Below are 24,787 nucleotides of genomic sequence, written 5' to 3' on the forward strand. Positions count from 1 at the left end.
CCTGTAGTGGAAAGTGCTGTGTCTCAGTACTTTCCGAAGGCGAGCGCGACGTTGTGCCCACCGAATCCGAACGAATTGTTGATCGCGTACTTGAAATCGCCCTGTCGCGGCTCCCCGGCTACCACATCCAGATCGATCTCCGGATCGAGGTTGCGCAGGTTGAGCGTCGGCGGGATGATGCCATCCCGCAAAGCCAGGACCGTGAGGATGGACTCCACCGCACCGACCGCGCCGACCGAATGGCCGAGCGCGGACTTGGGCGCGTAGACGGCCGGCTTGTGGCCGCGCATGGCGTTGTTGATTGCCTTACCTTCGGCCACGTCGCCGACGCTGGTGCCGGTGGCGTGGGCGTTGACGTGGTCGATGTCCGTGGGTTGCAGGCCCGCCAGTTCGATGGCGCGGGTCATGGCGTGACCGGCCTGCTCGCCGTTGGGGTCCGGCGCCACGATGTGGTAGCCGTCGGAGGTGACGCTGGCTCCCATCAGGCGACCGTAGATCGTGGCGCCGCGCGCCTTGGCGTGCTCCTCGGTCTCGATCACCATCAGCGCACCGGCCTCGCCGAACACAAAGCCGTTGCGGTCTTTGTCGAACGGGCGACAGGCGCCTGCCGGATCGTCGTTGGTCGTGGACAGCACGATGCGCATCTGGGCGAACCCGGCGATGGGCACCGCCTCGATCTTGGTCTCCACACCACCGCAGATGGCGATGTCTGCCTCGCCGAGAACGATGTTGCGCCAGGCGTTGGCGATTGCCTCGGATCCTGAAGCACACGCCGAGATCGAGGTGGACACCCCGGCCTTGGCCTCGCGTTCGAGCCCGACGGCCGCCGCCGGTCCGTTGGGCATGTACATCTGGACGACGAGCGGCGAAACGGCACGAAGTCCCTTGGTGCGCATGGCGTCATAGGCGAACACGAGTTCCTCGGAGGAACCCATGCCGGTGCCGATCGACACTGCCAGTCGCCGGGTATCGACCTCCGGGGACCCTGCGTTGGTCCAGGCCCGGCGGCCGATCACCGTCGACATCTTCTGCAGATATGACAACCGGCGCAGCTCGACCCGGGTCAGCTCATGATCGAACTCCTCGAGGAGATGCCCGCCGATGCGAACCGGCAGGTCATACTCCTCGACGAACGGATCAGTGAGCGTCCGGATGCCGCTCTGGCCATCCAGCAACTTCTTCCAGGTGCTGTCTGCATCAGTTGCCAGCGCCGTTGACATGGCTACGCCGGTGACAACCACATTGGGTAGACCCCCACCCGTGGATAATCCCGCCATAATCTACTGAGTCTTTCCTTTCGCGGTCTTCCCCCGACTGACCTCAGTACCGCCCGAAGGCCAGGGCCACATTGTGGCCACCGAACCCGAACGAATTGTTGATGGCGTACTGGTAGTCGCCATACCGAGGCTCGCCTGCAACGATATCGAGATCGATCTCCGGATCCGGTGTCACGTAGTTGAGCGTCGGCGGGATGACGCCGTCGCGCAGCGACAGAACGGTCAGCACCGATTCGAGAGCACCGACTGCACCGATCGAATGGCCAAGGGCCGACTTCGGCGCGTACACCGCGGCGTGCTCCACACCGGCGACACGGATGGCGTTGGCCTCCGCGGTGTCACCGATCGGGGTGGCCGTGGCGTGTGCGTTGACGTGGTTGATGTCCTTGGCGTCCAGGCCGGCGGTCTCCAGCGCACGCTTCATCGCGTGGCCGGCCCGCAGACCGTCAGCTGCCGGAGCCACCATGTGGAACGCATCCGAGGTGATACCGGCACCCATGAGACGGGCCAGCGGCTTGGCGCCACGGGCCTTGGCGTGCTCCTCGGTCTCGATGACCATGAGCGCACCAGCCTCACCGAACACGAAGCCGTCGCGGTCCTTGTCGAACGGCCGTGACGCGCCTTCGGGGTCGTCGTTGCGGGTGGACATCGCACGCATCATCGAGAACGCCGCGATCGGCAGCGCCTCGATGGCACCTTCGACGCCACCGCACACGGCGATGTCGGCGTCACCCATGACGATCTGACGCCACGCGTGTGCGATGCCCTCCGAACCCGACGAGCAGGCCGACACCGGGGTGATGACCCCGGCCCGGGCGCCCAACTCGAGGCCGACGACCGCGGCGGCACCGTTGGGCATGATCATCTGCACGGCAAGCGGTGACACCTTGCGGGGCCCGCCCTCGTTCATGGCGTCGTAGGTTTCGACGATCTTCTCGCCGCCACCGAGTCCGGTGCCGATCACGACCGCGAAGCGATCGGGATCGACCTCAGGGCTGCCTGCAGACTCCCACAGCTGTTTGCCGAGGTACTTGGCCATGCGCTGCACGTACGACATGCGGCGCATGTCCAACCGGGACATCAGCGGATCGAGCGGCTCCTTGAGGTGGCCACCGATCTTCGCCGCCAGGTCCCATTTCTCGACGAACTCGTCTTCGAGGACGCGGATACCACTCTCGCCTGCCAGCAGGCCCTTCCACGTGCTCTCGATGTCAGGCGCGATCGACGTCGTCGCCGTGACGGCGGTTACCACAACATTGGGGTAACCGCCGTTGGCAGTGGAAGGCCTGGTCACTGGTCTGCCGAGAACTTCTCACGCAGGGCAGCAGCAGCCTCGGGGTTCTCTTCCTCGAGCTTCTGGATGTAGGAGACCACGTCACCAACGGTGCGCAGACCGGCGAGATCCTCATCGGGAATCTTCACGCCGTACTTGTCCTCGGTCTGCACCGCGATCTCAACCATCGACAGCGAGTCGATGTCCAGGTCGTCGACGAACGACTTCTCCGGGGTCACCTCGGAAGGCTCGATACCGGTGACCTCTTCGATGATCTCGGCGAGACCGGCGATGATTTCTTCTTGACTGGCGGCCACGATGGCTCCTTCTTGTTGTTGAGACGCCCTCCGGTACGGAGGACTATTTCGGGCGTTCTGTTGTGCGTTCTTAGATGCCGGGTGTGGTCGGGACCTACAGCTCGTCCAGACCGTCCAGGTCTGCAGGGGATTTGATCGGGCGCGTCGGGGTGCCCTTCAATTCGCGTTTGGCAATGCCGGCCAGCGTCCCCGCGGGCGGGAACTCGATGATCGCGGCCACGTTCCGCTCGCGCAGCGTCGCGCTGCACAGATCCCACCGAACCGGCCTTGTCAGCTGCGCCACGAGCTTCTCCATGGCGTCGGCGGCAGAAATCACCGGCTGACCGTCAGCATTCGACAGCAGTGTCGCGGTCGGCTCGCCGATTGTTACAGATTCCGCCGCAGCGGCGTAACCGTCCAGCGCAGGGGCCATGTAGCGGGTGTGGAACGCGCCCGCGGTGGCCAGCGGGCGCACCCGTGCCTTGGCCGGCGGATCCTCGGCGAGCTTCTCCAGCGCCGACAGTGCGCCTGCCGCCACGATCTGGCCGGCCGCGTTGCGGTTGGCGGGCACCAGGTCCAGTGATTCCAGGCGGGCCAACACCTCGGCCTCGTCGCCGCCGAGCACCGCCGACATGCCGGTGGGCTCGATCGCGCAGGCCTTGGCCATCTCGGCGCCGCGGGTCGCGGCCAGCTTGACCGCATCGTCAGCGGAGATGACGCCGGCGATGGCGTAGGCGGCTATCTCGCCGACGGAATGTCCGGCGACCACCGCGTCGGCGTCGCCGAGTAATCCGCGCTTGGTCAATTCCTCGTGGGCCAGCAGGGTTGCGGCCACCACCAGCGGCTGCGTCACCGCGGTATCGGTGATCTCTTCGGCGGTCGCGGTGGTGCCCAGCCGGGCCAGATCGAGTCCGCTGATCTGCGACCAGGTCACCAGGCGGTCGGCAGCGCCCGCCAGTTCCAGCCAGGGGGCGAGCATGCCGGGCGTCTGCGACCCCTGTCCGGGGGCAAGCAATGCAAGCATGGGTCCTTGAGGCACGTCTTTAAGAGAACACTGTGAAGATGGGTTTGCGCGGTGTAAGAGATTATGAACCTTGTCTTATGTTTTTGTAGGTTCTCCACAAAAGCGTATGTGATGCGACGCGGCCGATACCGCAGCGCGACGTGTGACATGCCCGGCAGCGGCCCTATCGGGCCCGACGACCGCCCACGCCGGCCGGCCGAATTGCCGGTACTGCACTCCAAGCGCTGGTTGGCGCGCTCGGATGGTACTCGTGTTTGCTCAGCCGGCCCACCGTCGCGGCCACCCGCAATACGTACGCATCTCGCGGTAGGGCGGGATCGCGCCCGGTGAAGTCGGCGATCCGTTTCAGCCGGTAACGCACGGTGTTTGGATGAACGAACAATTTGCGGGCGCAAGCTTCAATCGCCCCGCCGGAGTCCAGATACGCGTCGAGGGTCTCGGTCAGCGCCGGTCCGGCGTCGGCCAGTGGCCGCATGACCTCCGCATCCAGCGCTGCGACTGCGGTCGCGTCGCCCAGCAGCGCCCGCTCTGGCAGAAGTTCGCGCGCCGACACCGGCCGGGGTGCCCCGGTCCATCCGGCCACCGCGTTCATCCCCGAGATGGCCTCGGTCGCGCTGCGGTGCGCAGCCGTCAGCGTCGGGGCCGTCGGGCCGATCACCACCGGACCGTCGGCGAACACCGTCAGCAGCTCGGCCAGGAACCGGTCGGTCGCCGAGAGCGGACCCGACACGATCGCCACCAGCCAGGTGCCGTGCACATCCGACAGGGCGGCCCGGTTGTTGCGTCGCACCACATCGTGGACGTCGTCGCGCGCCGAATCCATGCGGTCAGGGCGTGGCAGTCCCACGATCACCGTTGCGGGGGCGGTGGCATCCCAGTTCAGTGCCGCCGCTTGAGACTGCAGATCCGTGCCCGTATCGCCGCGCACCACGGCGTCGACGATGTTGGCCTCCATCCGGATGTCCCAGGCGCCGCGGGCCTCGGCCTGGTCGGCATAGGCGCTGGCTGCCGCGAACGCCAGGTCGCGGCTGTAGCGCAGGATGCCCGCGGTCAGTGCGGTCAGCTGTTCCTCCGACCGGGCCAGCAGCGGCACGACCTCCTCGAAGTACTCCATGGTCGTGCGGACCATCTCCACCGACTGGCGTAGCGCGACCCGACGCCGCAGGTCCTGGGGCACCACTTCGAAAGCCTGCGCGGTGTAGCCGACATCGCTGGCCGGGTTGCGCATCCACTCGACGAAGTTGACGACGGCGGTCTGCACCACCAGTTGCACGCTGGCCCGCTGCGAGGCGTCGAGATCGCCGAAGAACGGCAACCGGTCCTCCATGGCGTGCACCGCCTCGGTGGCGAGCCGGCCGGAGTACTGCTTCAGCCGGCGCAACACCGAGTCGGGCACGTTCTCCAGAACCTCGACCGTGGACTTCGGCGGAACGAACCGATTGTCGACCATCCCTAAAAGCTACGCCGAATTTCTGGTGGATTCCTCCAAGCGCTCGCGCTGGGACGTCAGGCGCTACCCGTATCGGCGTATGACACCCCAGCGGCGAACACGTCGTCGATCTTGTACTGCCGGGCCGCCGCGACCGCCACCGACGGATCGATCTCGCCGTCCCGGGCGAGCCCCTCCAGAACCGCCACGACGACCGACTCGGCGTCGGTGTTGAAGTACCGCCGCGCGGCAGGCCGGGTGTCGGAGAAGCCGAACCCGTCGGTGCCCAGCGTGATGTAGGTGCCGGGCACCCACGGCCGAATGAGCTCCGGAACCCCACGCATCCAGTCCGACACCGCGATCACCGGCCCGGCCGCGTCGGCCAGGGCGTTGGTCACGTGCGGGGTCCGGGCGGGCTGATCGGGATGGCGCAGCCGGTGCTTCTCGATCTCGACGCCCTCGCGGTTGAGCTCACCCCAGCTCGTCACCGACCACACATCGGCGGCCACGTCCCAGTCCTCGGCGAGCATGTCGGCCGCCCGCAGCGCCTCGGGCATCGCCACGCCGGAGGCCAGGATCTGCGCGATATTCGTACGTTTTTCGGGGGCCTGCCGGTACCGGTACATCCCGCGCAGCAGTGCCTCGGTGTCGAGATCCTCGGGCTGGGCAGGCTGGACGTACGGCTCGTTGTAGATCGTGAGGTAGAAGAACACGTTCTCCGGATGCTCGCCGTACATGCGGTTCAAGCCGCTTTCGATGATGTAGGCGATCTCGTAGGCGAACGCCGGGTCGTAGGTCACCGCAGCCGGGTTGGTGGACGCCAGCAGCAGCGAGTGCCCGTCGGCGTGCTGCAGGCCCTCACCGGTCAGCGTGGTGCGGCCGGCAGTGGCCCCGAGCACGAAACCCTTCGCCATCTGGTCGGCCGCGGCCCACAGACCGTCGCCGGTGCGCTGGAACCCGAACATCGAATAGAAGATGTAGATCGGGATCATCGGCTCGTTGTGGGTCGAGTACGACGTGCCCACCGCGGTGAACGACGCCGTCGAGCCGGCCTCGTTGATGCCCTCGTGCAGGATCTGGCCGATTTCGCTTTCCTTGTAGGCCAGCATGAGCTCGGAGTCCACCGCGGTGTAGAGCTGCCCGTTGCGGTTGTAGATCTTGAGGCTGGGGAACCACGAGTCCATCCCGAACGTGCGGGCCTCGTCGGGGATGATCGGCACCAGCCGCGGCCCGATGTTCTTGTCCCGCAACAGTTCCTTGAAGGTGCGCACCGTTGCCATGGTGGTCGCCACCGCCTGGTTACCCGACCCCTTCTTCAACGCCTTGTACGTGTCGGATGCGGGCAGCGGCAGCGGTGTGCTCTTGGTGCGGCGCGCAGGCAGGAAACCGCCGAGCGCGCGACGCCGCTCCAGCAGGTAGCGGATCTCGGGTGTCTCCGGTCCCGGGTGGTAGTACGGCGGCAGGTACGGGTCCTCTTCGAGCTGCGCATCGGAGACCGGGACGCGGGTGACGTCGCGGAAATCCTTGAGGTCTTGCAGCGCAAGCTTTTTCATCTGGTGCGTGGCGTTGCGGCCCTCGAAGTGATGGCCGAGCGTGTAGCCCTTGATGGTCTTGGCCAGGATCACCGTCGGCTGACCCTTGTGCTCCATCGCCGCGCGGTAGGCGGCGTACACCTTGCGGTAGTCGTGGCCGCCGCGCTTGAGATTCCAGATCTCCTGGTCGGTCATCGGCTCGACGAGCGCCTTGGTGCGCGGGTCGCGGCCGAAGAAGTGGTCGCGCACGTACGCGCCGTCGTTGGCCTTGTAGGTCTGGTAATCGCCGTCGGGCGTCGAGTTCATCAGATTGACCAGCGCGCCGTCGCGGTCGGCGTGCAGCAGGGCGTCCCACTCGCGGCCCCACACCACCTTGATGACATTCCAGCCGGCACCCCGGAAGAACGACTCCAGCTCCTGGATGATCTTGCCGTTGCCGCGCACCGGGCCGTCCAGGCGCTGCAGGTTGCAGTTGATCACGAAGGTCAGGTTGTCCAAGCCCTCCAGGGCGGCCATGTGCGTCAGCCCGCGGCTTTCCGCCTCGTCCATCTCGCCGTCCCCGAGGAACGCCCAGACGTGCTGATCCGAGGTGTCCTTGATGCCGCGGTCATGCAGGTAGTGGTTGAACCGCGCCTGGTAGATGGCGTTCATGGGGCCCAGCCCCATCGACACCGTCGGGAACTCCCAGAAGTCCGGCATCAACCGCGGGTGCGGGTAGGACGGCAGGCCGCCGCCCTTGTGGCTGTGCTCCTGGCGGAAACCATCCAGTTGGTCGGTCGTCAGACGGCCTTCCAGGAAGGCGCGCGCGTAGATGCCCGGCGAGGCGTGGCCCTGGATGAAGACCTGGTCGCCACCGCCCGGGTGGGATTTGCCGCGGAAGAAGTGGTTGAACCCGACCTCGTAGAGGGCGGCCGAGGAGGCATATGTCGAAATATGGCCGCCCACACCGACTCCCGGTCGCTGTGCGCGGTGCACCATGATGGCGGCGTTCCACCTGATCCATGCCCGGTAGCGTCGCTCGACGTCCTCGTCACCGGGGAACCAGGGTTCCAGCTCGGTCGGGATGGTGTTGACGTAATCGGTGGATGTCAGCGCGGGAATCGACACCCGTTGTTCGCCGGCGCGCTCGAGCAGTCGCAACATCAGATACCGCGCCCGCGCCGGGCCGGAGCGCTCGAGCAACTCGTCGAACGATTCGAGCCATTCGCTGGTTTCGTCGGTGTCTATGTCGGGCAGATATGAGGCGACACCCTCGCGGATCACCCGGACCCGGTCGGGTTCTGCTGCGGTGCTGGAGTTTTGGGCCAGGTCTTGGCGCACGAACTCGGTGGTCAACTTCCGCTCCTTGTTAGGCGGTTACTAATCGATAGGTGCTTGTGGCACCTTCTATCGTCCCCCTATCGTGCCGCATCCGCTTCGCTGGGGGTGGCGAGTGGAATGAACCGGTCGCCGCGATGAAGAACCGGTAACGTCTGCAGATCGTGCCGATCGGTTCGCAGTTGGGTGCAAGGGCGGGAGCAAGGCTGAGAATCGCCGCGTCAGCGCTCGGTGGCGTTGCGGCAATCGCCATCGTGGTTGTGGGCTGCTCGTCGGTGACCGGCGGGACCGCGCAGGTCGATCCGGAGGCTGCTCCGGTGTACCGGGCGTCGGTTTCGGCGTCGATCGAGGAATCCTCGGTGAGTTCGGCGGCTCGTGAGTCGGAGCGTCAGGCGTCGTTGACGACCCGTGCCGTTCACACCGTTTGCGAGGATCTGAGCACCTCGGCCGTGGACGCGGTCGACGCAGTGAATGTCTACGTCGAAGCCGTCAACAACGACTCGGCCGATGTGCAGGTCAAAGCCGGTCCCGCCGTCGCCGCGCTGAACCGCAGCGCTGATCTGGTCAGTTCCGGCATGTCCGACGCGCTGTCACCGGATCTGCGGGGCGCCCTGACCGAGTGGGTGGACTCCGCGCGAGCGGTTGCCGGGGCCATTTCCGGCAACGCCCCGCCCGACGAGTTCAACGCCGCATCCAACCGGTCCAACACCGCGCGGACCAACGCATTGGACAGATGCGATGCCGCGTATTGAGGGCGGTTCGACGAACCTGCCTGCCGGACACCCGCACTTGGACACCGGCGTGCGACGATAGGGCGCACACGACGAGCAGCACAAGGCAAGGCTCTAAAAGGTTGAGGAGGACCGACGGTGGTCGCGGCGGGGAAGGACTCTGACCCGAACTACGCCCAGATTCTGGGCATCGAGAATGGACAGGTCGTCCAGGAGTTGGGTTGGGACGAGGACACCGACGACAACATCCGGGCCGACATCGAGGACGCGTGCGGCTCTGAGCTGCTCGACGAGGATGCGGACGATGTGGTCGACGTCGTGGTGCTCTGGTGGCGAGACAGCGACGGCGATCTTGTGGACCGGCTGATGGACGCCATCACCCCCCTGGCCGAGGACGGCGTGATCTGGGTGATCACCCCCAAGACCGGCAAGCCCGGGCACGTGCAGCCCGCCGAGATCGCCGAATCGGCCCCGACCGCGGGCCTGATGCAGACCTCGTCGGCCAAACTGGGGGACTGGTCGGCCAGCCGGCTGGTACAGCCGAAATCGAAGGCCGCCGGAAAGCGGGGATAGTGCTCGCCGTCGGCGCCCCCGCGCCGGATTTCACCCTCAGGGACCAGAACGGCAGGCCCGTCACCCTCAGCGGATACCGGGGTGCCAGGGACGTCCTGCTGGTGTTCTTCCCCCTCGCGTTCACTGGCGTTTGTGAGGGCGAGCTCGGCGAGATCCGGGACAAACTGCCGGTCTACGAGAACGACGACACGGCCACCCTTGCCATCTCGGTGGGACCGCCGCCGACGCACAAGATCTGGTCCATCGAAAGCGGATTCACGTTTCCGGTGCTCTCCGATTTCTGGCCGCACGGCGCGGTGACCCAGGCCTACGGCGTGTTCAACTCCGACGCCGGATATCCCAACCGCGGCACGTTCGTGGTCGACCGCACCGGGACCATCCGCTTCGCCGAGATGATGGAACCGGGGCAGGTCCGGGATCAGACGGTATGGACACAGGCGCTGGCGGCACTGCGGGGGTGAATTCTCCACCGGAATTTCCGGTCCCACGTCAACGCCGTGTACCGTGCCTGCGACGGGGCGCGTAGCTCAGTGGTAGAGCTCTGGTTTTACACACCAGCGGTCGGCGGTTCGATACCGTCCGCGCCCACCAAAGTTATTGCAGGTCAGAGGCTTACGGCCAAGAATTTCCGGCGATTTCAAAACCCCCGTTGTGCCAAGAGATTCGAACTCGCGACCCAACGGGCGGCGGCACCGATCCGACACTGCGCGAGTAGGCATTCATTGCTCGTTTACGTCGGCCCTGTGTGAGATGCTGCCGCGGTGGGGGTGGAGCAGACGAAGGCTGTCAAGGACCAGGCGGTCGCCTTCAACTTCACACTGACGGCGCTGGCTGTACTGACCGCTGCGGCCACCTTTGCGATCAGTCTCATCCCGCCGGGCTATTGGCTCGTCGGTATCCGCATTGTGGCCGGCTGCTTCGCGGTAGCGACCGCTGTTGTCGGCTTCTTCAAGTTCAGGAACGAGCGCGCTTTCAAGCGTCAGCAGGAGGAGGAGCGGGTCTCGCTCGACCAAGCCTTGAAGGCAGAGTCTCGTCGCACCTCATTGCTCATCAACGGAGCCATGCTCGGCACTGCCGACAAGCTGCGCCGGCTCTCCGTGTTGGATCAGGCATCCAAGGATGTGGAGATCAGCGGGTTTCGCACGTCAATTGTCAGCAAGGTCTGCGATCTCGTCCAGAGCGAAGCGCCGCGGGCCGCCTACTTTCGGGTCCAAGACCTAAGTGCACAATCCCGGGTGATGCAGTCGGGCACCTACAGTGACTCGCGAAATCGCGAAGACTCCTTCACCAGCGAGTTCGTCGAGGGCCACGGCGGTGATCAGGGGGTATGGGACCTGATAGACATTGGCGAGGTCGAGTTGAGTAACGACACGGGCGCCGCGGTTCCCGCCTCATGGGACGTCTCTAGGAATCGGCAGTACAGGTCGTTTGTGTCGGTCGCTGTTCGTGCAGACAGACTCGCTTTCGGGATGCTGACAGCCAACACGCTCGAAGCTGACGGGTTCTCGGACTCGGATGTCGCATCCATCAAGGTGCTGGCACACCTGCTTGCCGCCGCCGAAGCGACGACGATGACGCCCGCCCGCATCACCAAGGCCTCCCAGCAGCGAGGGAACTAGAATGTGCCTAACGCGTTTTGTCGGTGAGCGCAGCTATGCTGGCGTCGTCCGAAAGGGGTGAGTGATGGCGAAGACTGTGGAGTTCCACGACGCCGATATGCGTCGTGCCTGGGAGGAAGCCGACGCCGCCGAGCGTGACGCAGAGCAGAATCCCGAGCGCATCGCAGAACGCCGTCGCCGCTTGATCAAGTGGGTTGAGGCGCGGGCTAGTACTACTTAGCCGTAGATTCCGACGGTCTCGTGCGACTGTCTGGGATTGCTACGGTGACGATGTGACGCGGATCTGCGTCACCTGGAACGTCAAATCTGGTGTGGTCCACCAGAGTTTTGATATGTGGCGGCGGCCCTCCTTTGGCAAAAGCCTTGTGTCGTAACGCGATCAGGAAAACCGATCCGGATGTCGTTACCCTGATACGTTGCAGCCTGTTTCAGGTACGTGAGCTGCCTCCGATGGCTGATACTGACCACAAGCACGCCGTGGGTGCTTCGCGTGCTGCTCCTACTGCACGCAGGCATATCAGCAAAGGTGCTGCGCGCGGGGTACGCGGGGTCCGACCGATTCGAACACGTTCGCGCGTCGCCTTGTGGTCGGATCGGTACACCCGACGATGTCGCCGCAGCCGTCGAATTTCTCCTCAGTCCGGCGGCCAGTTTCGTCACCGGCACCGACCTCATCGTCGACGGGGGAGTCACCGCAGCTGTCAAGGCGGGGGTACTCACCTGATCTCCAGTGAGCGGTGTGCGGATCGTGGGGCGGCTGTTGACTTTTCGCGGTCATTTCAGTCGTCGCGCCACCTCGTCGGCCGTGGCACCGGGCGCGGACCGAGTCCAAGCTACGCATCGCCAGTTTCATCCCAGCGCCTCTGCACTGCCCGGCTGGCCTGGTCGGGTAACAGGCGGGCGCGGTCATCAACGCGAGGTTGCTTATCCCGGTTGAGTTGAGACTGCGGCAGCGATGCGGTCCAGGGCTTCGGAGTTGACTCGGTAGTAGGCCCATTTGCCGCGCTGATCACGGCTCACCAAGCCGCCGTCGACGAGCAACTTCATGTGGTGCGACACCGTGGGTTGGCTCAGTCCGAGCGGTTCAGTCAGGTCGCAGATGCAGGCTTCGCCGCCCTCTGCTGCCGCGATGAGGGACACCAGTTTGACCCGTGCCGGGTCGGCGAGCGCTTTGAACACCGAGGCGAGGCGTTCCGCGGCGGCGGTATCCAGCACGCCCCCAGTTAGCGGAGAGCAGCAAGCAGTCACATCTGCGGTGCTCAGGGGAGCGGTCGCCGTTGCCATGTCATCCATCATGGCACACGCATTGACAAACATCGATGCATCGAGAACGATCGATCCCATCGAAGGTTGTCGATGAGAGGAGTGGGCATGTCAGAGCTGCCTGTCGTGGTGATCGGGGCCGGACCGCTGGGTTTGGCGGCGGCCGCGCAACTGCTGGAGCGCGGACTCACACCGCTGGTGTTGGAGGCCGGCCAAGGTCCAGGATCGGCGGTCGAGCAATGGGAACATGTGCGCACCTTCTCGCCGTGGCCCGAATTGGTAGATCCCGCAGCTGCACGGCTGATCGAGCCGACCGGCTGGACGGCCGCCGCGTCTGGGTTCCCGACCGGACGAGAATGGATCGACAGTTACTTGGCGCCGCTGGCGGACGCATTGGGCAAGCGCGTGCAATATAGCGCGCGAGTTGAGGCGGTGTCCCGGCTGGGCCGGGACCGGCTGGTCAGCCCGGGCCGTGCTGAGACGCCGTTCGTCGTGCACGTGAGTAAGGCAGACGGGACGCAGTGTCGGGTGCAGGCGCGGGCGGTCATTGACGCCTCGGGCACGTGGGGTCAGCCCAATCCTGCTGGCGCTGATGGTGTTCCCGCAATCGGGGAACTTGCGGCTGCGGCCTCCGGCGTGCTGACCTATATCCCGCCGACGCTGGCGGAGGCCTCGGGTCTGGCGGGCCAGCATGTGGTGGTGGTCGGCAGCGGGCACTCGGCGATGACCGCGGTGATCCAGCTCGGCGAGGTGGTGCGCAAGGATCCGTCGACGACGGTGACGTGGGTGCTGCGCCGCGGGGTCTCCGAGGACACCTTCGGCGGGGGCGCAGCCGATGAACTCCCACAGCGCGGCGCGTTGGGTGTGCGATCCAAGGAAGCGGTCGAGGCGGGCCGGGTGTCGCTGTCGACCGGGTTCCGCACTGAGCGCATCGACCTGGTGGACGAACGCGCGGTGGTGACAGCCGAGGACGGTCGGGTGTTGCCGGCCGCCGATCACGTTGTTGTCCTCACCGGCTTCCGGCCGGATCTGTCGTTCCTGTCGGAGATGCGCATCGAGCTGGACCCGATTCTGCAGGCCCCGGTCAACTTGGCCCCTTCGATAGATCCGAACATGCACTCCTGCGGCAGCGTATTGCCGCACGGCGCAGCCGAATTGGCCCATCCCGAACCGAATCTCTACATCGTGGGGATGAAGTCCTACGGGCGCGCGCCGACCTTCCTGGCGATGACCGGCTACGAGCAGGTCCGCAGCATCGCCGCGGAACTTGCCGGCGACCACGAGGCCGCACGCCGCGTCGAGCTGACCCTCCCCGACACCGGGGTGTGCAACGGCGCGGGCTTGTTCGACAGCCCCGAGGATGAGAACGCCGGCGGCGGGTGCTGCGGGCCAGCCCCGACATCGCAGCCATCAACGCTGCAACCGCTCACGCTGTCGCTCAACCCCATTGGCGGATGACCACGACGGATCCTCTCCCGGCACCCAGCGCAGCCCACGGGCTGCGCTGGGTCCTGTTGACTCTGTGCGTCACTGAAATCACCAGCTGGGGTGTGTTGTACTACGCCTTCACCGTGATGTCGGAGCAGATCAGCGCCGACACCGGTTGGTCGGCGTCGACGGTGACCGCCGCGTTCTCGGCGGGCCTGGTGACTTCAGCACTGGTGGGGATCCCCGTCGGGCGGTGGTTGGACCGCGTCGGCCCGCGCTGGATCATGACCGCCGGCTCGGTGCTGGGCACCCTCGCGGTGATCGCGGTCGTAGCGGCGCCGAACTACGGCTGGTTCGTGGCGGCCTGGGTCGTCGCCGGTGTGGCGATGAGCGCGGTGTTCTACGCACCCGCGTTCGCGGCGTTGACTCGGTTCTTCGGCACCGACGCGGTGCGCGCATTGACGATCTTGACCCTGGTGGCGGGTTTCGCCAGCACGGTGTTCGCACCGCTGACCGCGGCCATTTCAGCTCACATGAGTTGGCGCGAAACGTATCTCGTGTTGGCGGCGATCATGGCGGTGATCACCATTCCGGCCCATTTCTTCGGTCTTCGGCGCCCGTGGCCGGCAGCGACAACCAAACATGAGGTGGAGGCGCCCACCCGCACCGCCCGCAGCGGGCCCTTCCTGGCGTTGATAGCGGCATTCGCGCTCGCCGGACTCGCGTCGTATGCGGTGATCGCGAACCTGGTGCCGTTGATGAGCCAACGCGGTATCAGCACCGGCGCCGCGGCGGTCGCGCTTGGCCTGGGCGGCGCAGGGCAAGTGCTCGGCCGCTTGGGCTACCAAACACTCGTCCGCCGTATCGGCGTGGTGCCACGCACGGTGATCATCATGGTCGGCGTCGCGGCCACTACTGCGCTTCTCGGCGTCTTCAGCAGCTACGCCGCGTTGCTGGTAGTGGCGATCGGCGCCGGCGTAATACGCGGCATCATGACGTTGCTGCAAGCGACCGCGGTCACCGAGCGTTGGGGCGTAACCCATTACGGCCATCTCAGCGGCATCCTGAACGCACCGATCATGATCGCCACCGCGGTCGGCCCGTTCGTCGGCGCGGCCCTGGCCACTCTCCTCGGCGGGTACGCCGCCATGTTCGTTGCCCTCGGTGCGATCGCCGCCGCAGGGGCGCTGATGGCAGCAGCCACCAGGCCGCGGGTCCAGACACCTGAGCTGGACTTATGCGGACAGAATAGGCGCACGGAGACGCTATAAGTGCTGGTCAAAGGCATTCACACACCAGCGGTCGGTGGTTCGATGCACTGCGGGTGCTGGTCGGCGGACGATCCGGAAACGAGACAGAACGGTCGACGCGGACTCACTCGGCAGATCTCGAGGACGTCGCAAATTGCCGCAAACGCTAAACGCAGTGAATTGTCCCATCTGGCCTGAGGTCACGTATTCCCGTCTACAGGGGCACAACTGCTCCCTGCCTGTGCAGACTGATCTGCGCTGTACTCGTTCCATGACCAACAACGACAACCTCATCGCCCTGGTGACCGGAGCCAACGCCGGTATCGGCTTCCACATGACGCAACAACTCGCACGCACCGGTGTGCGTGTGCTCATGGGATCCCGCGATCCGGCGCGCGGTGCGTCCGCTGCCGGTGAGTTGGTCGCGGACGGGCTCGCGGTGGATCAGCTGACCATTGACGTGACCGATGACCAGACGATCGCGGCGGCCGTCGAGCACGTCGCCGACACTTACGGTCGGTTGGACATCTTGATCAACAACGCCGCCATCGTGGGAGACGGGCTGACGGCTTCACAGGTGAGCCGGGCGTCGTTATTGCAGACGTTCGACACCAATACCGCCGGCATCGCCGCCGTCACCAATGCGTTCCTGCCCCTGTTGCGGAAGTCTGGACGCCCGCGGATTCTGAACGTGTCGAGCGAACTGGGATCGACCCGCCTGGTCAATGATCCGGACTGGGCGCACAGCTCGGTTGCCGCGGCCGCGTATCAGGCGTCGAAGAGCGCCCTGGACATGTTGACCGTGCTCTACGCCAAAGAGCTTGCACAGGAGGAGATCTCCGTACTTTCGGTGAGCCCCGGTTATCGAGCAACAGGCCTCAGCAATGGCGAACCCATGCCGGGCGCCGGCGATCCTGCCGAAGGTGCGGCCGGCATTGTGGCCATTGCACTGGCCGCCGAGTCTCCCACCGGCCAGTTCTTCAACTGGCAGGGCGAAGTGATCGCCTGGTGATCGACCCGCTACCCCGTGACCCGCACACACGGCAGCTGATCCCGAATTGCTCGACCGTCATTGGTCGGGGGTCATGACGGTGCCAACCTTGTGGTCGCCGACGACACCGAGCAGTTGTAGTTTGCTGTACGACTCCGAGGTGGGATCGGCGCTGAGGATGACCAGTCGCTGACCGTCGTCGTAGGTGGCGAGCAGCTCACATTCGACGGTTAAACGCCCAACTTCGTGATGCGTCAACGTTTTTCGGTGGGCGTGGCGGACCTCGACGTCCTGACGGTCCCACAGTGAACGAAACTCCTGGCTGCGCACGAGCAGCCCGTCGACCAGTGCGGCGACGTCGGCGTCGGCTCGGCGCCGCGACCACGTGGCGCGCAGGTCGGCGACGCGGACGCGTGATTGTTCGTCGTGATCCTCCGGCGGGTACAGCTCGCGATACTTCGGTTCGATGAACCACTGCCAGGTCATGCTCGATGCCGCATCTTGGCGCTTCGCGCGCCGATCACCCATCAGCAGGACGGATAGGCGGTTCTGGGCGAGCATGACCTCCAAGTCGGAGACGACAAATGCTGCGCAGTCGTCGAGTTGGGTGAGCAGATGAATGAGCGCCGGCCGCACGAAGGAACTCGGTGCGCTGCCGCCGGGGGCATGATGGCCGGCGATCCGGTACAAGTAGTCGCGCTCATCGCGGGAGAGCCGCAACGTGCGGGCAAGCGCCGACAGTATGTTGGTCGACGGCTGTGGCGAACGACGCTGTTCCAGGCGTGCGTAGTAGTCGACGGACATTCCACTGATCTGCGCGACTTCCTCCCGGCGCAACCCCGGGGCCCGCCGACCCGGACCCGACGGCAGACCGACGTCGGTGGGGGACAGCGCCTCACGTCGTCCCCGCAGAAAGTCCGCTAGCGTATCCCGGTCCATTCGTGCCACGTCGTCATTGTGGTGTAGCTGCACGGCACCCGCCAGGGATCGGCGATCCCTGGCTGGTTCGGACTTCGATGTGTTGGATCGGATCCGTGAATTCCGACATGCCCTGGCGACCATCTCGGCGCCGCCTGCTTCAAGTCGGCGGATTGAGCGCCGCGGCGGCACTAGCTGGAGGGGGGATCTACGCCGCCGTCGCCGATGAGCACCTCTCGACGCCTGAGGCCGGCGCGAGCCGTGGCGTCGATCGACCTCAAGCACCCCCGCCACAATTGCCCGCCGGCATGGTGACTCGCACGATTCCGGGCACCGACGTCGCGCTGCCTGCCATCGGCCTGGGTACCTTTCAGACCTTCGATGCGATTCCCGAACAGGCTCGCAGTGTTCGCGACGAGGTGCTGCGCCGGTTCTGGGCGAGCGGGGGCCGGGTGGTGGACACGTCCCCGCTGTACGGACTGGCCGAGCAGAACATCGCACGCTCCGCCGTCGAAGACGGCATCCAGAACGACCTTTTCGTCACCAACAAGATTTGGTCGACAGGGGACCACCTCGGCGATGCCTCACACGCCGAAGCCAGCCTCGACACCTCGATGAGGCGACTGTCGAGAACAGCTCCGATCGACGTCATGCAATGCCACGCGCTGGTGAACGTCGACATGATCATGCCGCTGCTGCACGCGTGGAAGGCCGAAGGCCGCATCCGCCGACTTGGCGTGACCCATCACGACCCGGCCTACTTCAGCCCGCTGGCGACCTGGATCTCCGGTGGCAACCTCGATTTCGTGCAGATCCGCTACTCCATCGCCGAACGGCAGGCCGAGGACGTGATCATGGCACTGGCAGCCGACAATGGTGTTGCGGTGACAGTGAACATGCCCCTGGAGAAGGGGAGGCTGCACCACTTCGTGGGGGACCGACCGCTGCCGGATTTCGCCGGCGACTTGGGGATACGCACGTGGTCGCAGTACTTCCTCAAGTGGGTGATCTCGCACCCTGCGGTTACCGTCGCCCTGCCGGCCACCTCAGATCCCGAGCACCTCATCGACAACATGGCAGCTTGCCTGGGGTCTCTGCCCGACGCTGACATGCGCGCCCGGATGGTCGAGCACATGCACACCATGCCCGGCTTCGACCAAGTCACGAGACAGCCTTGGTATCCCGGCAAGAACTATCCGGGGATCATGAATCGCGACTTGGGCAAGATTCGCGCCCGCAGCTCTTGGCGGTCGACGCAATGGGTATAGAGCACGATGCCCAATCCTCATGCGGCGTCGTGGAAAACCAGCGCGAGCGTGGTGCGCTCGCCTGACCGGATCACCGAAACACCGTGTCGCACCGGCGCTGCCGACCAACCCCGCACGGATTTGACCGGACGGTCGCGGGTGGTGAACACGTAGCCGTGCCCGTGCGGCAATTGCGTTGCAGTACCCCGTGATTGAGCTCGCGGTCGTTGTTCGAGCAGAAGAAACTCGCCGCCGGTGTAATCGGTGCCCGGTTTGTTGAGGTTGATCACCACCTGCAGTGGGAAGACGAGATCCCCGTAGAGGTCGCGGTGCAGGGCGTTCCAGCCATTTTCGCTGTACCGCAGCAGGATCGCCGTCGCCTTGGTCTGCCCTGCGCGGTGGCACAGCTGCAGCCACTCGTCGAGGGTGTCGGGCCAGGGTGGCCGGCGGCCCAGCTTGGTCCACCAATCCCGAGCGATCGGCAACAGACGCGGATACAGCGCCTGTTTGAGCTGCTCGATCGGCTCGGGGTACGGGGCGTCGAAGTAGCGGTACTCGCCTTCGCCGTACCGGTAACGGCCCATGTCGATGGTGCTGCGGAACCGGTGGTCGTTGGCGTACATGGCCCGCAGGCGCTGGGTTTCGGCGCCGGTCAACAGCTTGGGCAGCAGCGCACCGCCGTATTCGTTGACCTCGGCCGTGATGGCTTCCCAATCTCCGGAGTCGACCTTTTTCTGCCACCGGTTCATGCGGCCCGCTCCAGGGTCAGGAGCGTGGTTTTGGCGGCCGCTCCGCCGATGTATCCGCCGAGCGTGCCGTCGGAACGCAGTACGCGGTGGCACGGCACCACGACCGGCAGGGGATTGGTCGCACACGCCGTACCGACGGCGCGCACGGCGTTGGGATTGCCGACGGTCTGCGCGACCGTCTTGTAGGACTCGGTCTGCCCGTACGGGATGTGCGACAGCTGACGCTGCACCACCTGCCGGAACCCACTGGATAGCGAGTAGTCCAACGGCACGTCGAACCGCCGGCGCACACCGGTGAAGTACTCGTCGATTTCGCGCGCGGCGATGTCGAGGCGCTTCGGGGCACGCAGCACGCGTGGACTCAGCCTGGTGGCCAGCGCGTCGAGCACTGTGTCGTGATCCTCGGAGTCGTAGGCGACCCGTACGAGCCCGATCTCCGTGGCGGCCAACAGCAATGACCCGACGGGCGTGTCGATGGTGGTGTAGGCGATGTCGAGCAGGCCGTGCTCGGCTGCTTGCTCCTCGAGCCTGCGGTGCAGGCGCGTCAGGATGTCGTTCATCGGGGCCCTCCTTCCGTGAGTGCGTCCGGGAATTTGGTTCGTAGGGCGGCGATTCCGTCGGAGGCGGCCTTACGCGCAGCTGCGGTGGTGCCACCGAGGATCGCCGCGATCTCGGCGTACGGCAGGCCGATCAGGTAGTGGTATGCGACGGCCTGGCGTTGTTTGGGCGGCAGCGCTTTCACCGCATCGGTGAGTTCGTCGTCACCCGCGCCGGGCGTTCCGAGCGACGACACCTGGTCGGGCACGTCGCTGACGGCGATCGCGTCGCGCTGCCGCCGCCGGATGATGTCGATGGACTTGCGGTGGGCGATCCTCACCAGCCAGGCCTCGACGTTGGCATCCTCGGCGAGCTCGGGATAGGCGCGTAGGGCGGCCAGGAAGGTCTCCGACCAGGCGTCCTCGGCATCGGTGCTGCCGAGGACGAAGGTGCACACCCGCAACACGGCCGGGCCGTGCGTGCTGACGACGCTCTCGAATGGTGTCTTCATCGGCATCGATCCATGGGCTGGCTCCTTGCTCGTGCGTATACCTTCACCTTGTAGACGCGCGAGAGGTCAAGAACGTGAGCTTACGACCACACGGTCGGGGCCTTCCGCAGCGTGAGTTCGCGGCTGCGCATATCGGTGTCGCCGGAACAGGACGGATTGTCTTGGGAGAACTTCATATTGATGAAGCCCGTGAGGTCGGGCCTGATGATGTACTTCATCGTGAAGGGGCCGGTCCGGTATTCCTCCGGCGCGCCGAGCTTGCAACTCATTCCAGGGTTGGTGCGCTCACCGACCCAGGCGCCGCGGTTGGCGTCGGCGGTGGAGCTCCACGACAACTCCAGCTGCCACCTGTTGTCCGAGGATTGCGAGAGCACGTGGACGCACTCTGGTCCACAGTCCGACAACGTCCAGTCGTAAGGCGGCCAGGTGCTCTCGGGTGTGCTCTCGATGACGGTGTAGGCCCCCGGCTGGGGGAGCGGTGGCGCTGGAACCGCCGGTGCGGGGAAATGGGGCCCAGATGCCTTGATGCCGCCAATCACAAATCCGATGATCATTGCTGTGGCGACCCCGACTACGAGGTCTTTCACGGCGAGGTTCTTCACGGATGTCCTCCCGTGTCGGATCTTATCCGTGAAATGGTCAGTCCACTTTCCCGCAAGTCGTGGCCGGTCAACTAGGGGCAAAGAACTCCAATGCGATGCCGTCGGGATCCCGGAAGCTCAACCCAGAACCGTACGGGGCATCGACGATTCCACCGTGGGCGATGCCCAGCTCGTCGAGCCTGCCGGCCCACTGCTGCAGGTCGGAACGGGTAGCACAGCCGAAACTGACGTGATCCAACCCCACCTGGAACTCCGTGAAACGTTCGTCGGCAGCTGACGTGTCGTGTTGGTGGATGCCGAACAGCGTGCCGCCGTCGAGCTCCCACACCACGTGGTGGAAACCGGCATCGGTGTGCTCGTCGAGTACCGGTTCGCTGCTGATCAAGGCGCGGTACCACGGGCCACTGACGGCGAGATCGCGGACGGTGACCGCCACATGGTTGAGCGACGGAAATGCCATGGCTACCTCCAACTGTTATACGACGCGCTTGCCCCGGCGGTTACGGGCCCGCATATCCCACAGGTAGAGCTGGTACCCCAGCAGCCACACCTCCCGCGGGATCACCCGGTCGGCGACCCGCAGGCCGGTCAGCAACCACTCGAAGCGCCGGTTCTGCTCAGCCGTCCACGTCATCTGCATGTGTGCACGGAACTCCTCAGGCAGGAACCCGGCGGTGGCGAAGAGGTTGAAGCGGCCGGCGAGTAGCCGCAGCGGGGCGGGCAGGAACGCCATCCCGGCCACCCCGTGCAGATGTTCGCGTACCGGCGGGTCGATCCGCAGGCCCTCCAACGATTTCTTCCAGTAGGCGTCGAAGGCCGCCCGGTCCGCCGGCCACATGTCCTCCGGAACTTGCAGCGTGGTGCCGAGGGTGCGGGCATCGGCATAGACCGCGTCGGCGGAGGAGTCGTCGAGCCGACCGTAGAGAAACTCGTGCATGTCGACGTAGTAGCGGTACAGGCAGGCTGCCACCCACAGTTGCAGCGTGGGGTCGAATGCGTTGTAGGACACTGGGCTTGAGGTCTTCGACCGGACCAGTGCATGCACCCTGTCCACCTGCTCGCGGATCAGCGCTCGGTCGGCGTCGGTGCCGAGGGTGGCCGCGGCCAGATAGGTTCCGGTGGTGCGGGCCCGTTTGAACGGATGCTTGTAGACGTTGCCGCTGTCGACCGGGCTCTCCAACACGCCGTAACCGACGCCGGGCGCCGACAGTTGCATGATGACGTTGGCCGCGGGCAGCAACACCGCCGCCGGGTTGAGGAGATCAGTCACGCGTCGTGGCCGCCGTGGTGGACCCAGCCTCATGAGTTCGAGTACACCACCTTGTGAGACGCTGCCGAAGTGTTTGAGCCGACATGTCGCGCCCGGGCTGCCGGCATCGCCACGGGATATCTCGCCGACCTGCTGCTGGGGGATCCGCGTCGGGGCCACCCTGTGGCGGTCTTCGGAGCGGCCGCAGGCCGGTTGGAGGGGTTCACCTACGCCGACAGTCGTCGGGCCGGGATGGTGCACACCGGGCTGCTGCTGACCGGGCTTGGGTTGTTGGGGTTGGCTGCTGGCCGCTCGGCTCCGGTGACCGCGGTGGCGACATTCATCGCACTCGGTGGCACCTCGCTCAATCGGGTGGGCGGGCAGATGGCCGGCCTGCTGGAAAGTGACGATCTGGACGGTGCCCGCGGGTTGTTGCCGTCGCTGTGCAGCAGGGATCCCGCCGCGCTCGATGCCGCGGGCCTGACCCGCGCGACCATGGAGTCGTTGGCGGAGAACACCTCCGACGCACAGGTGGCGCCGCTGCTGTGGGCGGCGGTCGGCGGTGCGCCGGGCGTATTGGTGTACCGGGGTGCCAACACGCTGGACGCGATGATCGGGCACCGATCCCCGCGGTATGGCCGATTCGGTTGGGCTGCAGCTCGATTCGACGATGTGTTGAATTACATCCCGGCCCGGCTGACCGGGGTTCTTGTCGCGGTATGCGCGCCGGTGGTCGGTGGGTCACCGCGGGCGGCGCTACGGGCCTGGCGGCGCGACGCGGCGCGTCACCCCAGTCCTAACGCCGGCGTGGTCGAGGCGTCGTTCGCCGGTGCGTTGGGGGTCCGGTTGGGAGGTCCGACGCAGTACGCGCATCAGCTGGAGATCCGGCCCACATTGGGAGATGGGCGGATCCCCGAAGTCGCGGATGTGGGTCGCGCAGTGCGGTTGTCGCGGGTGGTGCAAGCCGCTGCAGCGTTGTCTGCGGTAGCGCTCAGTGCCGCCGTCCATAGCGGTCGGCGAGCTTCTCCTGCGGGGTGAACTCGGCGGCGGACCCGGTGGGCTTGGCGGCCCGCTCGCGCCTGCGCTGCTGGATCTCGGCGTAGACGAAGTAGCCCAACCCGATCGGGGCGACGATGCCGAACGCGATCCACTGGATGCCGTACGAGAGGAACGGTCCGGCGTCGAGCTGAGGTAGGGGGATTGTGCCGAGCCCGCCCGGCTGGCCGTCGACCAGCTGCAGGTACGAGCCGGCCAGCGGCATCCCCGTCACCGACGAGATCTGTGCGGTGCTGATCGAGTACACCTGCTGCACCCCATCGGTGCGGAACGGTTCCTTTCCGGTGGCGACGCCCTCGGAATCACGCAGCCGCGCGGTGATCGTCACCGTCCCAGTCGGTGGGGCGGCGGCATGCGGCACCCCGGTTCCCTGCTCGGGTTTCAGATAGCCGCGGTCGACGAGTACCACCGGACCGCCGTCGACCGCGAACGGTGTCAACACCTCGAACGCCGGATCACCCTCGATCACCCGCAACCGTGCCAGCACCTCGCCCTCGGGCAGGTAACGCCCGGTCGCGGTCACGCGACGCCACTGGTCGTCCGGCGCGGCCGAATCCTGCTGCGGCAGTAGGCTCGTCACCGGAACGGGGTCGGCCTGCAGGGAGTTCGCGATCTGGCTGTTCTCCCGCGACGTCTTGGTGTTCTTGCCCAGCTGCCAGGGCGCCAACACGGTGAAGCAGAGGTAGGCGAACGCGAGCACCACGACGAACAGTGCCAGCCACTGTGGCCGGAGGAGGAACGCGAGCCGCTTCATCAGGCCACCCGGGCGGCCAGCGCCGCGTCGACCCAGTCATGCAAGCCGGGCAGTGCCGCCTCGATCACGGTGAACACGGCCTCGAAATCGTCGCGGGTGCCGTAGTAGGGGTCCTCGACATCCGGGGTGTGCGCACCCGAGCGCGGATCGAACGATCGCAGCATCCGCAGCCGGTCCGCCTCGACACCCAGTTGGGCCAGGATCCGGGCGTGGTTGCGGCCCAGCGCGACCACCAGATCGGCGTCCAGGTGGTCGTCGTCGACCTGAGCGGCGACGTGCGTGCTGGGATAGCCGTGCTCGGACAGCACCAGGCAGGCGCGAGCGTCCGCGCCGCCGCCGGCATGCCAGCCGCCGGTGCCTGCACTGCTCACCCGGACCCGCCCGGCCAGCCCGCGTTCGCTGATCTGGTGGGCGAACATCTTCTCCGCCATCGGCGAGCGGCAGATATTGCCCGAGCAGACGAATGTGACGTGTAGGTCAGACACCGAGCACCTCGCGTAAGGCTTCGACGGTATCGACATGGGCGCGCGCGGCGACGGCGGCGGGCTCGACGAAGTCCCCGCTGCCGTAGCCCCAGCCGACCACCACCGTCTCGATGCCGTGTTCGGCAGCACCCTCGACGTCGTGCATCCGGTCACCGACCATCAGCACCCGTTGTGGCAGCGGATGCAGCTGGCCCAGGGCATGGGCCACCACCTCGGCTTTGGTTGCGCGGATGCCGTCGGGGCTGGCACCGGCGATGACCTCGAAGTACTCGTCGAGCGCGAAGTGGGCGAGGATGCGCCGGGCGGTCGGCTCGGCCTTCGAGGTGGCGACGGCCAGCCGCACGCCGGCCGCTCGCAGGTCTGCCAATAGCGCCGGAATGCCGTCGAACAGGCTGTTCATCGCCCAGCCGCGGCTGGTGTAGTCGGTCCGATAGGCGGCGATGGCAGTGTCGGCATGGTCGCCGAGCCCCATGTCGCGCAGCGTGTGGTGCATGGGCGGGCCCACGATCCGGCCGGTCAGGTCACCGTCGGGCACCGGGGCGCCCACTGCCTGCAACGCATGGCGGAAGCTGGACACGATGCCGTCGGCCGAGTCGGTCAGGGTGCCGTCGAGATCGAACAGCACCAACTGCGGACGGGTGAGCTCCAACGTGTCAGTCACGTGCTCATTCTCTCC

At 66.0% G+C, this 24,787-nt stretch carries 27 protein-coding genes, 1 tRNA gene and 1 pseudogene; 12 read left to right on the forward strand and 17 right to left on the reverse strand.

Annotation, left to right across the window (positions count from 1 at the left end):
• Nucleotides 1–23 precede the first annotated feature (23 nt).
• The 6 genes from kasB to aceE all read right to left on the reverse strand — a co-directional run bounded on the left by kasB (nucleotide 24) and on the right by aceE (nucleotide 8,166).
• Nucleotides 24–1,277, reverse strand: coding sequence for a 3-oxoacyl-ACP synthase KasB (gene kasB / locus ABQF30_RS19165; RefSeq protein ID WP_448466649.1), 1,254 nt, complete (start codon nucleotides 1,275–1,277; stop codon nucleotides 24–26).
• A gap of 43 nt (nucleotides 1,278–1,320) precedes the next feature.
• Nucleotides 1,321–2,571, reverse strand: a complete 1,251-nt coding sequence (kasA, locus tag ABQF30_RS19170; RefSeq protein ID WP_448466651.1) for a 3-oxoacyl-ACP synthase KasA — start codon at nucleotides 2,569–2,571, stop codon at nucleotides 1,321–1,323.
• Nucleotides 2,568–2,867, reverse strand: coding sequence for a meromycolate extension acyl carrier protein AcpM (gene acpM, locus ABQF30_RS19175; protein ID WP_064941450.1), 300 nt, complete (start codon nucleotides 2,865–2,867; stop codon nucleotides 2,568–2,570). Before acpM ends, kasA begins: the two co-directional genes overlap by 4 nt.
• Nucleotides 2,868–2,961: 94 nt before the next feature.
• Nucleotides 2,962–3,870, reverse strand: coding sequence for an ACP S-malonyltransferase (locus ABQF30_RS19180; RefSeq protein ID WP_448466653.1), 909 nt, complete (start codon nucleotides 3,868–3,870; stop codon nucleotides 2,962–2,964).
• 163 nt (nucleotides 3,871–4,033) lie between these two features.
• The gene (locus ABQF30_RS19185) at nucleotides 4,034–5,320 is read right to left on the reverse strand and encodes a PucR family transcriptional regulator (protein WP_448466655.1); all 1,287 of its coding nucleotides are present in this window, start codon (nucleotides 5,318–5,320) and stop codon (nucleotides 4,034–4,036) included.
• 56 nt (nucleotides 5,321–5,376) lie between these two features.
• A complete protein-coding gene (aceE, locus tag ABQF30_RS19190) occupies nucleotides 5,377–8,166 on the reverse strand; it encodes a pyruvate dehydrogenase (acetyl-transferring), homodimeric type (RefSeq protein WP_448466657.1) in 2,790 nt (929 codons plus the stop codon).
• 146 nt (nucleotides 8,167–8,312) lie between these two features.
• On the opposite strand from aceE, the gene ABQF30_RS19195 reads away from it, so the two are divergent.
• The 7 genes and pseudogenes from ABQF30_RS19195 to ABQF30_RS19225 all read left to right on the forward strand — a co-directional run.
• Nucleotides 8,313–8,900 (forward strand): Rv2240c family protein, encoded by a 588-nt coding sequence (locus tag ABQF30_RS19195; protein ID WP_448466659.1) that lies wholly within the window; start codon nucleotides 8,313–8,315, stop codon nucleotides 8,898–8,900.
• A gap of 117 nt (nucleotides 8,901–9,017) precedes the next feature.
• Nucleotides 9,018–9,452, forward strand: coding sequence for a DUF3052 domain-containing protein (locus ABQF30_RS19200; protein ID WP_448466661.1), 435 nt, complete (start codon nucleotides 9,018–9,020; stop codon nucleotides 9,450–9,452).
• Nucleotides 9,452–9,913, forward strand: coding sequence for a peroxiredoxin (locus ABQF30_RS19205; RefSeq protein WP_448466663.1), 462 nt, complete (start codon nucleotides 9,452–9,454; stop codon nucleotides 9,911–9,913). The genes ABQF30_RS19200 and ABQF30_RS19205 overlap by 1 nt, the downstream gene beginning before the upstream one ends.
• A 55-nt stretch (nucleotides 9,914–9,968) precedes the next feature.
• Nucleotides 9,969–10,043, forward strand: a tRNA-Val gene (locus tag ABQF30_RS19210).
• Nucleotides 10,044–10,213: 170 nt separating this feature from the next.
• Entirely contained in the window at nucleotides 10,214–11,071 is an 858-nt protein-coding gene (locus ABQF30_RS19215) for a hypothetical protein (RefSeq protein WP_448466665.1), read from the forward strand.
• 64 nt (nucleotides 11,072–11,135) lie between these two features.
• The gene (locus ABQF30_RS19220; protein ID WP_448466667.1) at nucleotides 11,136–11,291 is read left to right on the forward strand and encodes a hypothetical protein; all 156 of its coding nucleotides are present in this window, start codon (nucleotides 11,136–11,138) and stop codon (nucleotides 11,289–11,291) included.
• A gap of 348 nt (nucleotides 11,292–11,639) precedes the next feature.
• A pseudogene (locus ABQF30_RS19225) lies at nucleotides 11,640–11,795 on the forward strand (SDR family oxidoreductase); the annotation flags it as partial.
• Between the two features lie 200 nt (nucleotides 11,796–11,995).
• On the opposite strand, the gene ABQF30_RS19230 reads toward ABQF30_RS19225, so the two are convergent.
• Nucleotides 11,996–12,286, reverse strand: a complete 291-nt coding sequence (locus tag ABQF30_RS19230) for an ArsR/SmtB family transcription factor (RefSeq protein ID WP_448466669.1) — start codon at nucleotides 12,284–12,286, stop codon at nucleotides 11,996–11,998.
• 156 nt (nucleotides 12,287–12,442) lie between these two features.
• Here ABQF30_RS19230 and ABQF30_RS19235 point away from each other — a divergent pair, with 156 nt between their 5' ends.
• The 3 genes from ABQF30_RS19235 (at nucleotide 12,443) to ABQF30_RS19245 (ending at nucleotide 16,024) form a co-directional block, all read left to right on the forward strand.
• Nucleotides 12,443–13,792, forward strand: coding sequence for an NAD(P)-binding domain-containing protein (locus ABQF30_RS19235; RefSeq protein WP_448466671.1), 1,350 nt, complete (start codon nucleotides 12,443–12,445; stop codon nucleotides 13,790–13,792).
• A complete protein-coding gene (locus ABQF30_RS19240) occupies nucleotides 13,789–15,033 on the forward strand; it encodes an MFS transporter (protein WP_448466673.1) in 1,245 nt (414 codons plus the stop codon). The genes ABQF30_RS19235 and ABQF30_RS19240 overlap by 4 nt, the downstream gene beginning before the upstream one ends.
• Nucleotides 15,034–15,283: 250 nt before the next feature.
• The gene (locus ABQF30_RS19245; RefSeq protein ID WP_448466675.1) at nucleotides 15,284–16,024 is read left to right on the forward strand and encodes an SDR family NAD(P)-dependent oxidoreductase; all 741 of its coding nucleotides are present in this window, start codon (nucleotides 15,284–15,286) and stop codon (nucleotides 16,022–16,024) included.
• Nucleotides 16,025–16,081: 57 nt separating this feature from the next.
• On the opposite strand, the gene ABQF30_RS19250 is transcribed toward ABQF30_RS19245, so the two are convergent.
• The gene (locus ABQF30_RS19250; RefSeq protein WP_448467245.1) at nucleotides 16,082–16,942 is read right to left on the reverse strand and encodes a helix-turn-helix transcriptional regulator; all 861 of its coding nucleotides are present in this window, start codon (nucleotides 16,940–16,942) and stop codon (nucleotides 16,082–16,084) included.
• Between the two features lie 95 nt (nucleotides 16,943–17,037).
• Between ABQF30_RS19250 and ABQF30_RS19255 the strand changes: the two genes are divergently transcribed.
• Nucleotides 17,038–18,189, forward strand: a complete 1,152-nt coding sequence (locus ABQF30_RS19255) for an aldo/keto reductase (protein ID WP_448466677.1) — start codon at nucleotides 17,038–17,040, stop codon at nucleotides 18,187–18,189.
• Between the two features lie 17 nt (nucleotides 18,190–18,206).
• On the opposite strand, the gene ABQF30_RS19260 is transcribed toward ABQF30_RS19255, so the two are convergent.
• The 6 genes from ABQF30_RS19260 to ABQF30_RS19285 form a co-directional block, all read right to left on the reverse strand.
• Nucleotides 18,207–18,917 carry a 2OG-Fe(II) oxygenase gene (locus tag ABQF30_RS19260; protein WP_448466679.1) on the reverse strand — a complete coding sequence of 237 codons (711 nt, stop codon included), beginning with the start codon at nucleotides 18,915–18,917 and terminating at the stop codon, nucleotides 18,207–18,209.
• On the reverse strand, nucleotides 18,914–19,477 hold the full coding sequence (locus tag ABQF30_RS19265; protein WP_448466681.1) for a methylated-DNA--[protein]-cysteine S-methyltransferase: 564 nt from the start codon (nucleotides 19,475–19,477) through the stop codon (nucleotides 18,914–18,916). Before ABQF30_RS19265 ends, ABQF30_RS19260 begins: the two co-directional genes overlap by 4 nt.
• Nucleotides 19,474–19,965, reverse strand: a complete 492-nt coding sequence (locus ABQF30_RS19270) for an RNA polymerase sigma factor (RefSeq protein WP_448466683.1) — start codon at nucleotides 19,963–19,965, stop codon at nucleotides 19,474–19,476. The genes ABQF30_RS19265 and ABQF30_RS19270 overlap by 4 nt, the downstream gene beginning before the upstream one ends.
• Nucleotides 19,966–20,045: 80 nt before the next feature.
• The gene (locus ABQF30_RS19275) at nucleotides 20,046–20,552 is read right to left on the reverse strand and encodes a hypothetical protein (protein ID WP_448466685.1); all 507 of its coding nucleotides are present in this window, start codon (nucleotides 20,550–20,552) and stop codon (nucleotides 20,046–20,048) included.
• 82 nt (nucleotides 20,553–20,634) lie between these two features.
• Nucleotides 20,635–21,027, reverse strand: coding sequence for a VOC family protein (locus tag ABQF30_RS19280; RefSeq protein WP_448466687.1), 393 nt, complete (start codon nucleotides 21,025–21,027; stop codon nucleotides 20,635–20,637).
• Between the two features lie 15 nt (nucleotides 21,028–21,042).
• Complete coding sequence (locus ABQF30_RS19285) at nucleotides 21,043–21,870, reverse strand: oxygenase MpaB family protein (RefSeq protein ID WP_448466689.1); 828 nt, start codon at nucleotides 21,868–21,870, stop codon at nucleotides 21,043–21,045.
• A 36-nt stretch (nucleotides 21,871–21,906) separates the two neighbouring features.
• Here ABQF30_RS19285 and ABQF30_RS19290 point away from each other — a divergent pair, with 36 nt between their 5' ends.
• Nucleotides 21,907–22,854: a cobalamin biosynthesis protein gene (locus ABQF30_RS19290; protein WP_448466691.1), complete on the forward strand. Its 948-nt coding sequence runs from the start codon at nucleotides 21,907–21,909 to the stop codon at nucleotides 22,852–22,854.
• On the opposite strand, the gene ABQF30_RS19295 is transcribed toward ABQF30_RS19290, so the two are convergent.
• The 3 genes from ABQF30_RS19295 to ABQF30_RS19305 are packed head-to-tail and all read right to left on the reverse strand — an operon-like array spanning nucleotide 22,808 to nucleotide 24,772.
• Nucleotides 22,808–23,626, reverse strand: a complete 819-nt coding sequence (locus ABQF30_RS19295; RefSeq protein WP_448466693.1) for an SURF1 family cytochrome oxidase biogenesis protein — start codon at nucleotides 23,624–23,626, stop codon at nucleotides 22,808–22,810. The genes ABQF30_RS19290 and ABQF30_RS19295 overlap by 47 nt on opposite strands.
• Nucleotides 23,626–24,147, reverse strand: coding sequence for an arsenate reductase/protein-tyrosine-phosphatase family protein (locus ABQF30_RS19300; protein WP_448466695.1), 522 nt, complete (start codon nucleotides 24,145–24,147; stop codon nucleotides 23,626–23,628). The genes ABQF30_RS19295 and ABQF30_RS19300 overlap by 1 nt, the downstream gene beginning before the upstream one ends.
• Nucleotides 24,104–24,772 carry an HAD-IA family hydrolase gene (locus ABQF30_RS19305; protein ID WP_448466697.1) on the reverse strand — a complete coding sequence of 223 codons (669 nt, stop codon included), beginning with the start codon at nucleotides 24,770–24,772 and terminating at the stop codon, nucleotides 24,104–24,106. Before ABQF30_RS19305 ends, ABQF30_RS19300 begins: the two co-directional genes overlap by 44 nt.
• Nucleotides 24,773–24,787: the final 15 nt, after the last annotated feature.

It is taken from the genome of Mycolicibacterium sp. XJ870, from assembly GCF_053483975.1.

What these genes read in the sequence shown, in the direction of transcription:
- kasB (WP_448466649.1), bottom strand. Translation starts at nt 1,277, where the DNA reads ATGGCGGGATTATCCACGGGTGGGGGTCTACCCAATGTGGTTGTCACC.
- ABQF30_RS19180 (WP_448466653.1), bottom strand. Translation starts at nt 3,870, where the DNA reads ATGCTTGCATTGCTTGCCCCCGGACAGGGGTCGCAGACGCCCGGCATG.
- ABQF30_RS19185 (WP_448466655.1), bottom strand. Translation starts at nt 5,320, where the DNA reads ATGGTCGACAATCGGTTCGTTCCGCCGAAGTCCACGGTCGAGGTTCTG.
- ABQF30_RS19220 (WP_448466667.1), top strand. Translation starts at nt 11,136, where the DNA reads ATGGCGAAGACTGTGGAGTTCCACGACGCCGATATGCGTCGTGCCTGG.
- ABQF30_RS19235 (WP_448466671.1), top strand. Translation starts at nt 12,443, where the DNA reads ATGTCAGAGCTGCCTGTCGTGGTGATCGGGGCCGGACCGCTGGGTTTG.
- ABQF30_RS19240 (WP_448466673.1), top strand. Translation starts at nt 13,789, where the DNA reads ATGACCACGACGGATCCTCTCCCGGCACCCAGCGCAGCCCACGGGCTG.
- ABQF30_RS19245 (WP_448466675.1), top strand. Translation starts at nt 15,284, where the DNA reads ATGACCAACAACGACAACCTCATCGCCCTGGTGACCGGAGCCAACGCC.
- ABQF30_RS19250 (WP_448467245.1), bottom strand. Translation starts at nt 16,942, where the DNA reads ATGGACCGGGATACGCTAGCGGACTTTCTGCGGGGACGACGTGAGGCG.
- ABQF30_RS19260 (WP_448466679.1), bottom strand. Translation starts at nt 18,917, where the DNA reads ATGAACCGGTGGCAGAAAAAGGTCGACTCCGGAGATTGGGAAGCCATC.
- ABQF30_RS19265 (WP_448466681.1), bottom strand. Translation starts at nt 19,477, where the DNA reads ATGAACGACATCCTGACGCGCCTGCACCGCAGGCTCGAGGAGCAAGCA.
- ABQF30_RS19270 (WP_448466683.1), bottom strand. Translation starts at nt 19,965, where the DNA reads ATGAAGACACCATTCGAGAGCGTCGTCAGCACGCACGGCCCGGCCGTG.
- ABQF30_RS19280 (WP_448466687.1), bottom strand. Translation starts at nt 21,027, where the DNA reads ATGGCATTTCCGTCGCTCAACCATGTGGCGGTCACCGTCCGCGATCTC.
- ABQF30_RS19285 (WP_448466689.1), bottom strand. Translation starts at nt 21,870, where the DNA reads ATGAGGCTGGGTCCACCACGGCGGCCACGACGCGTGACTGATCTCCTC.
- ABQF30_RS19295 (WP_448466693.1), bottom strand. Translation starts at nt 23,626, where the DNA reads ATGAAGCGGCTCGCGTTCCTCCTCCGGCCACAGTGGCTGGCACTGTTC.
- ABQF30_RS19300 (WP_448466695.1), bottom strand. Translation starts at nt 24,147, where the DNA reads ATGTCGATACCGTCGAAGCCTTACGCGAGGTGCTCGGTGTCTGACCTA.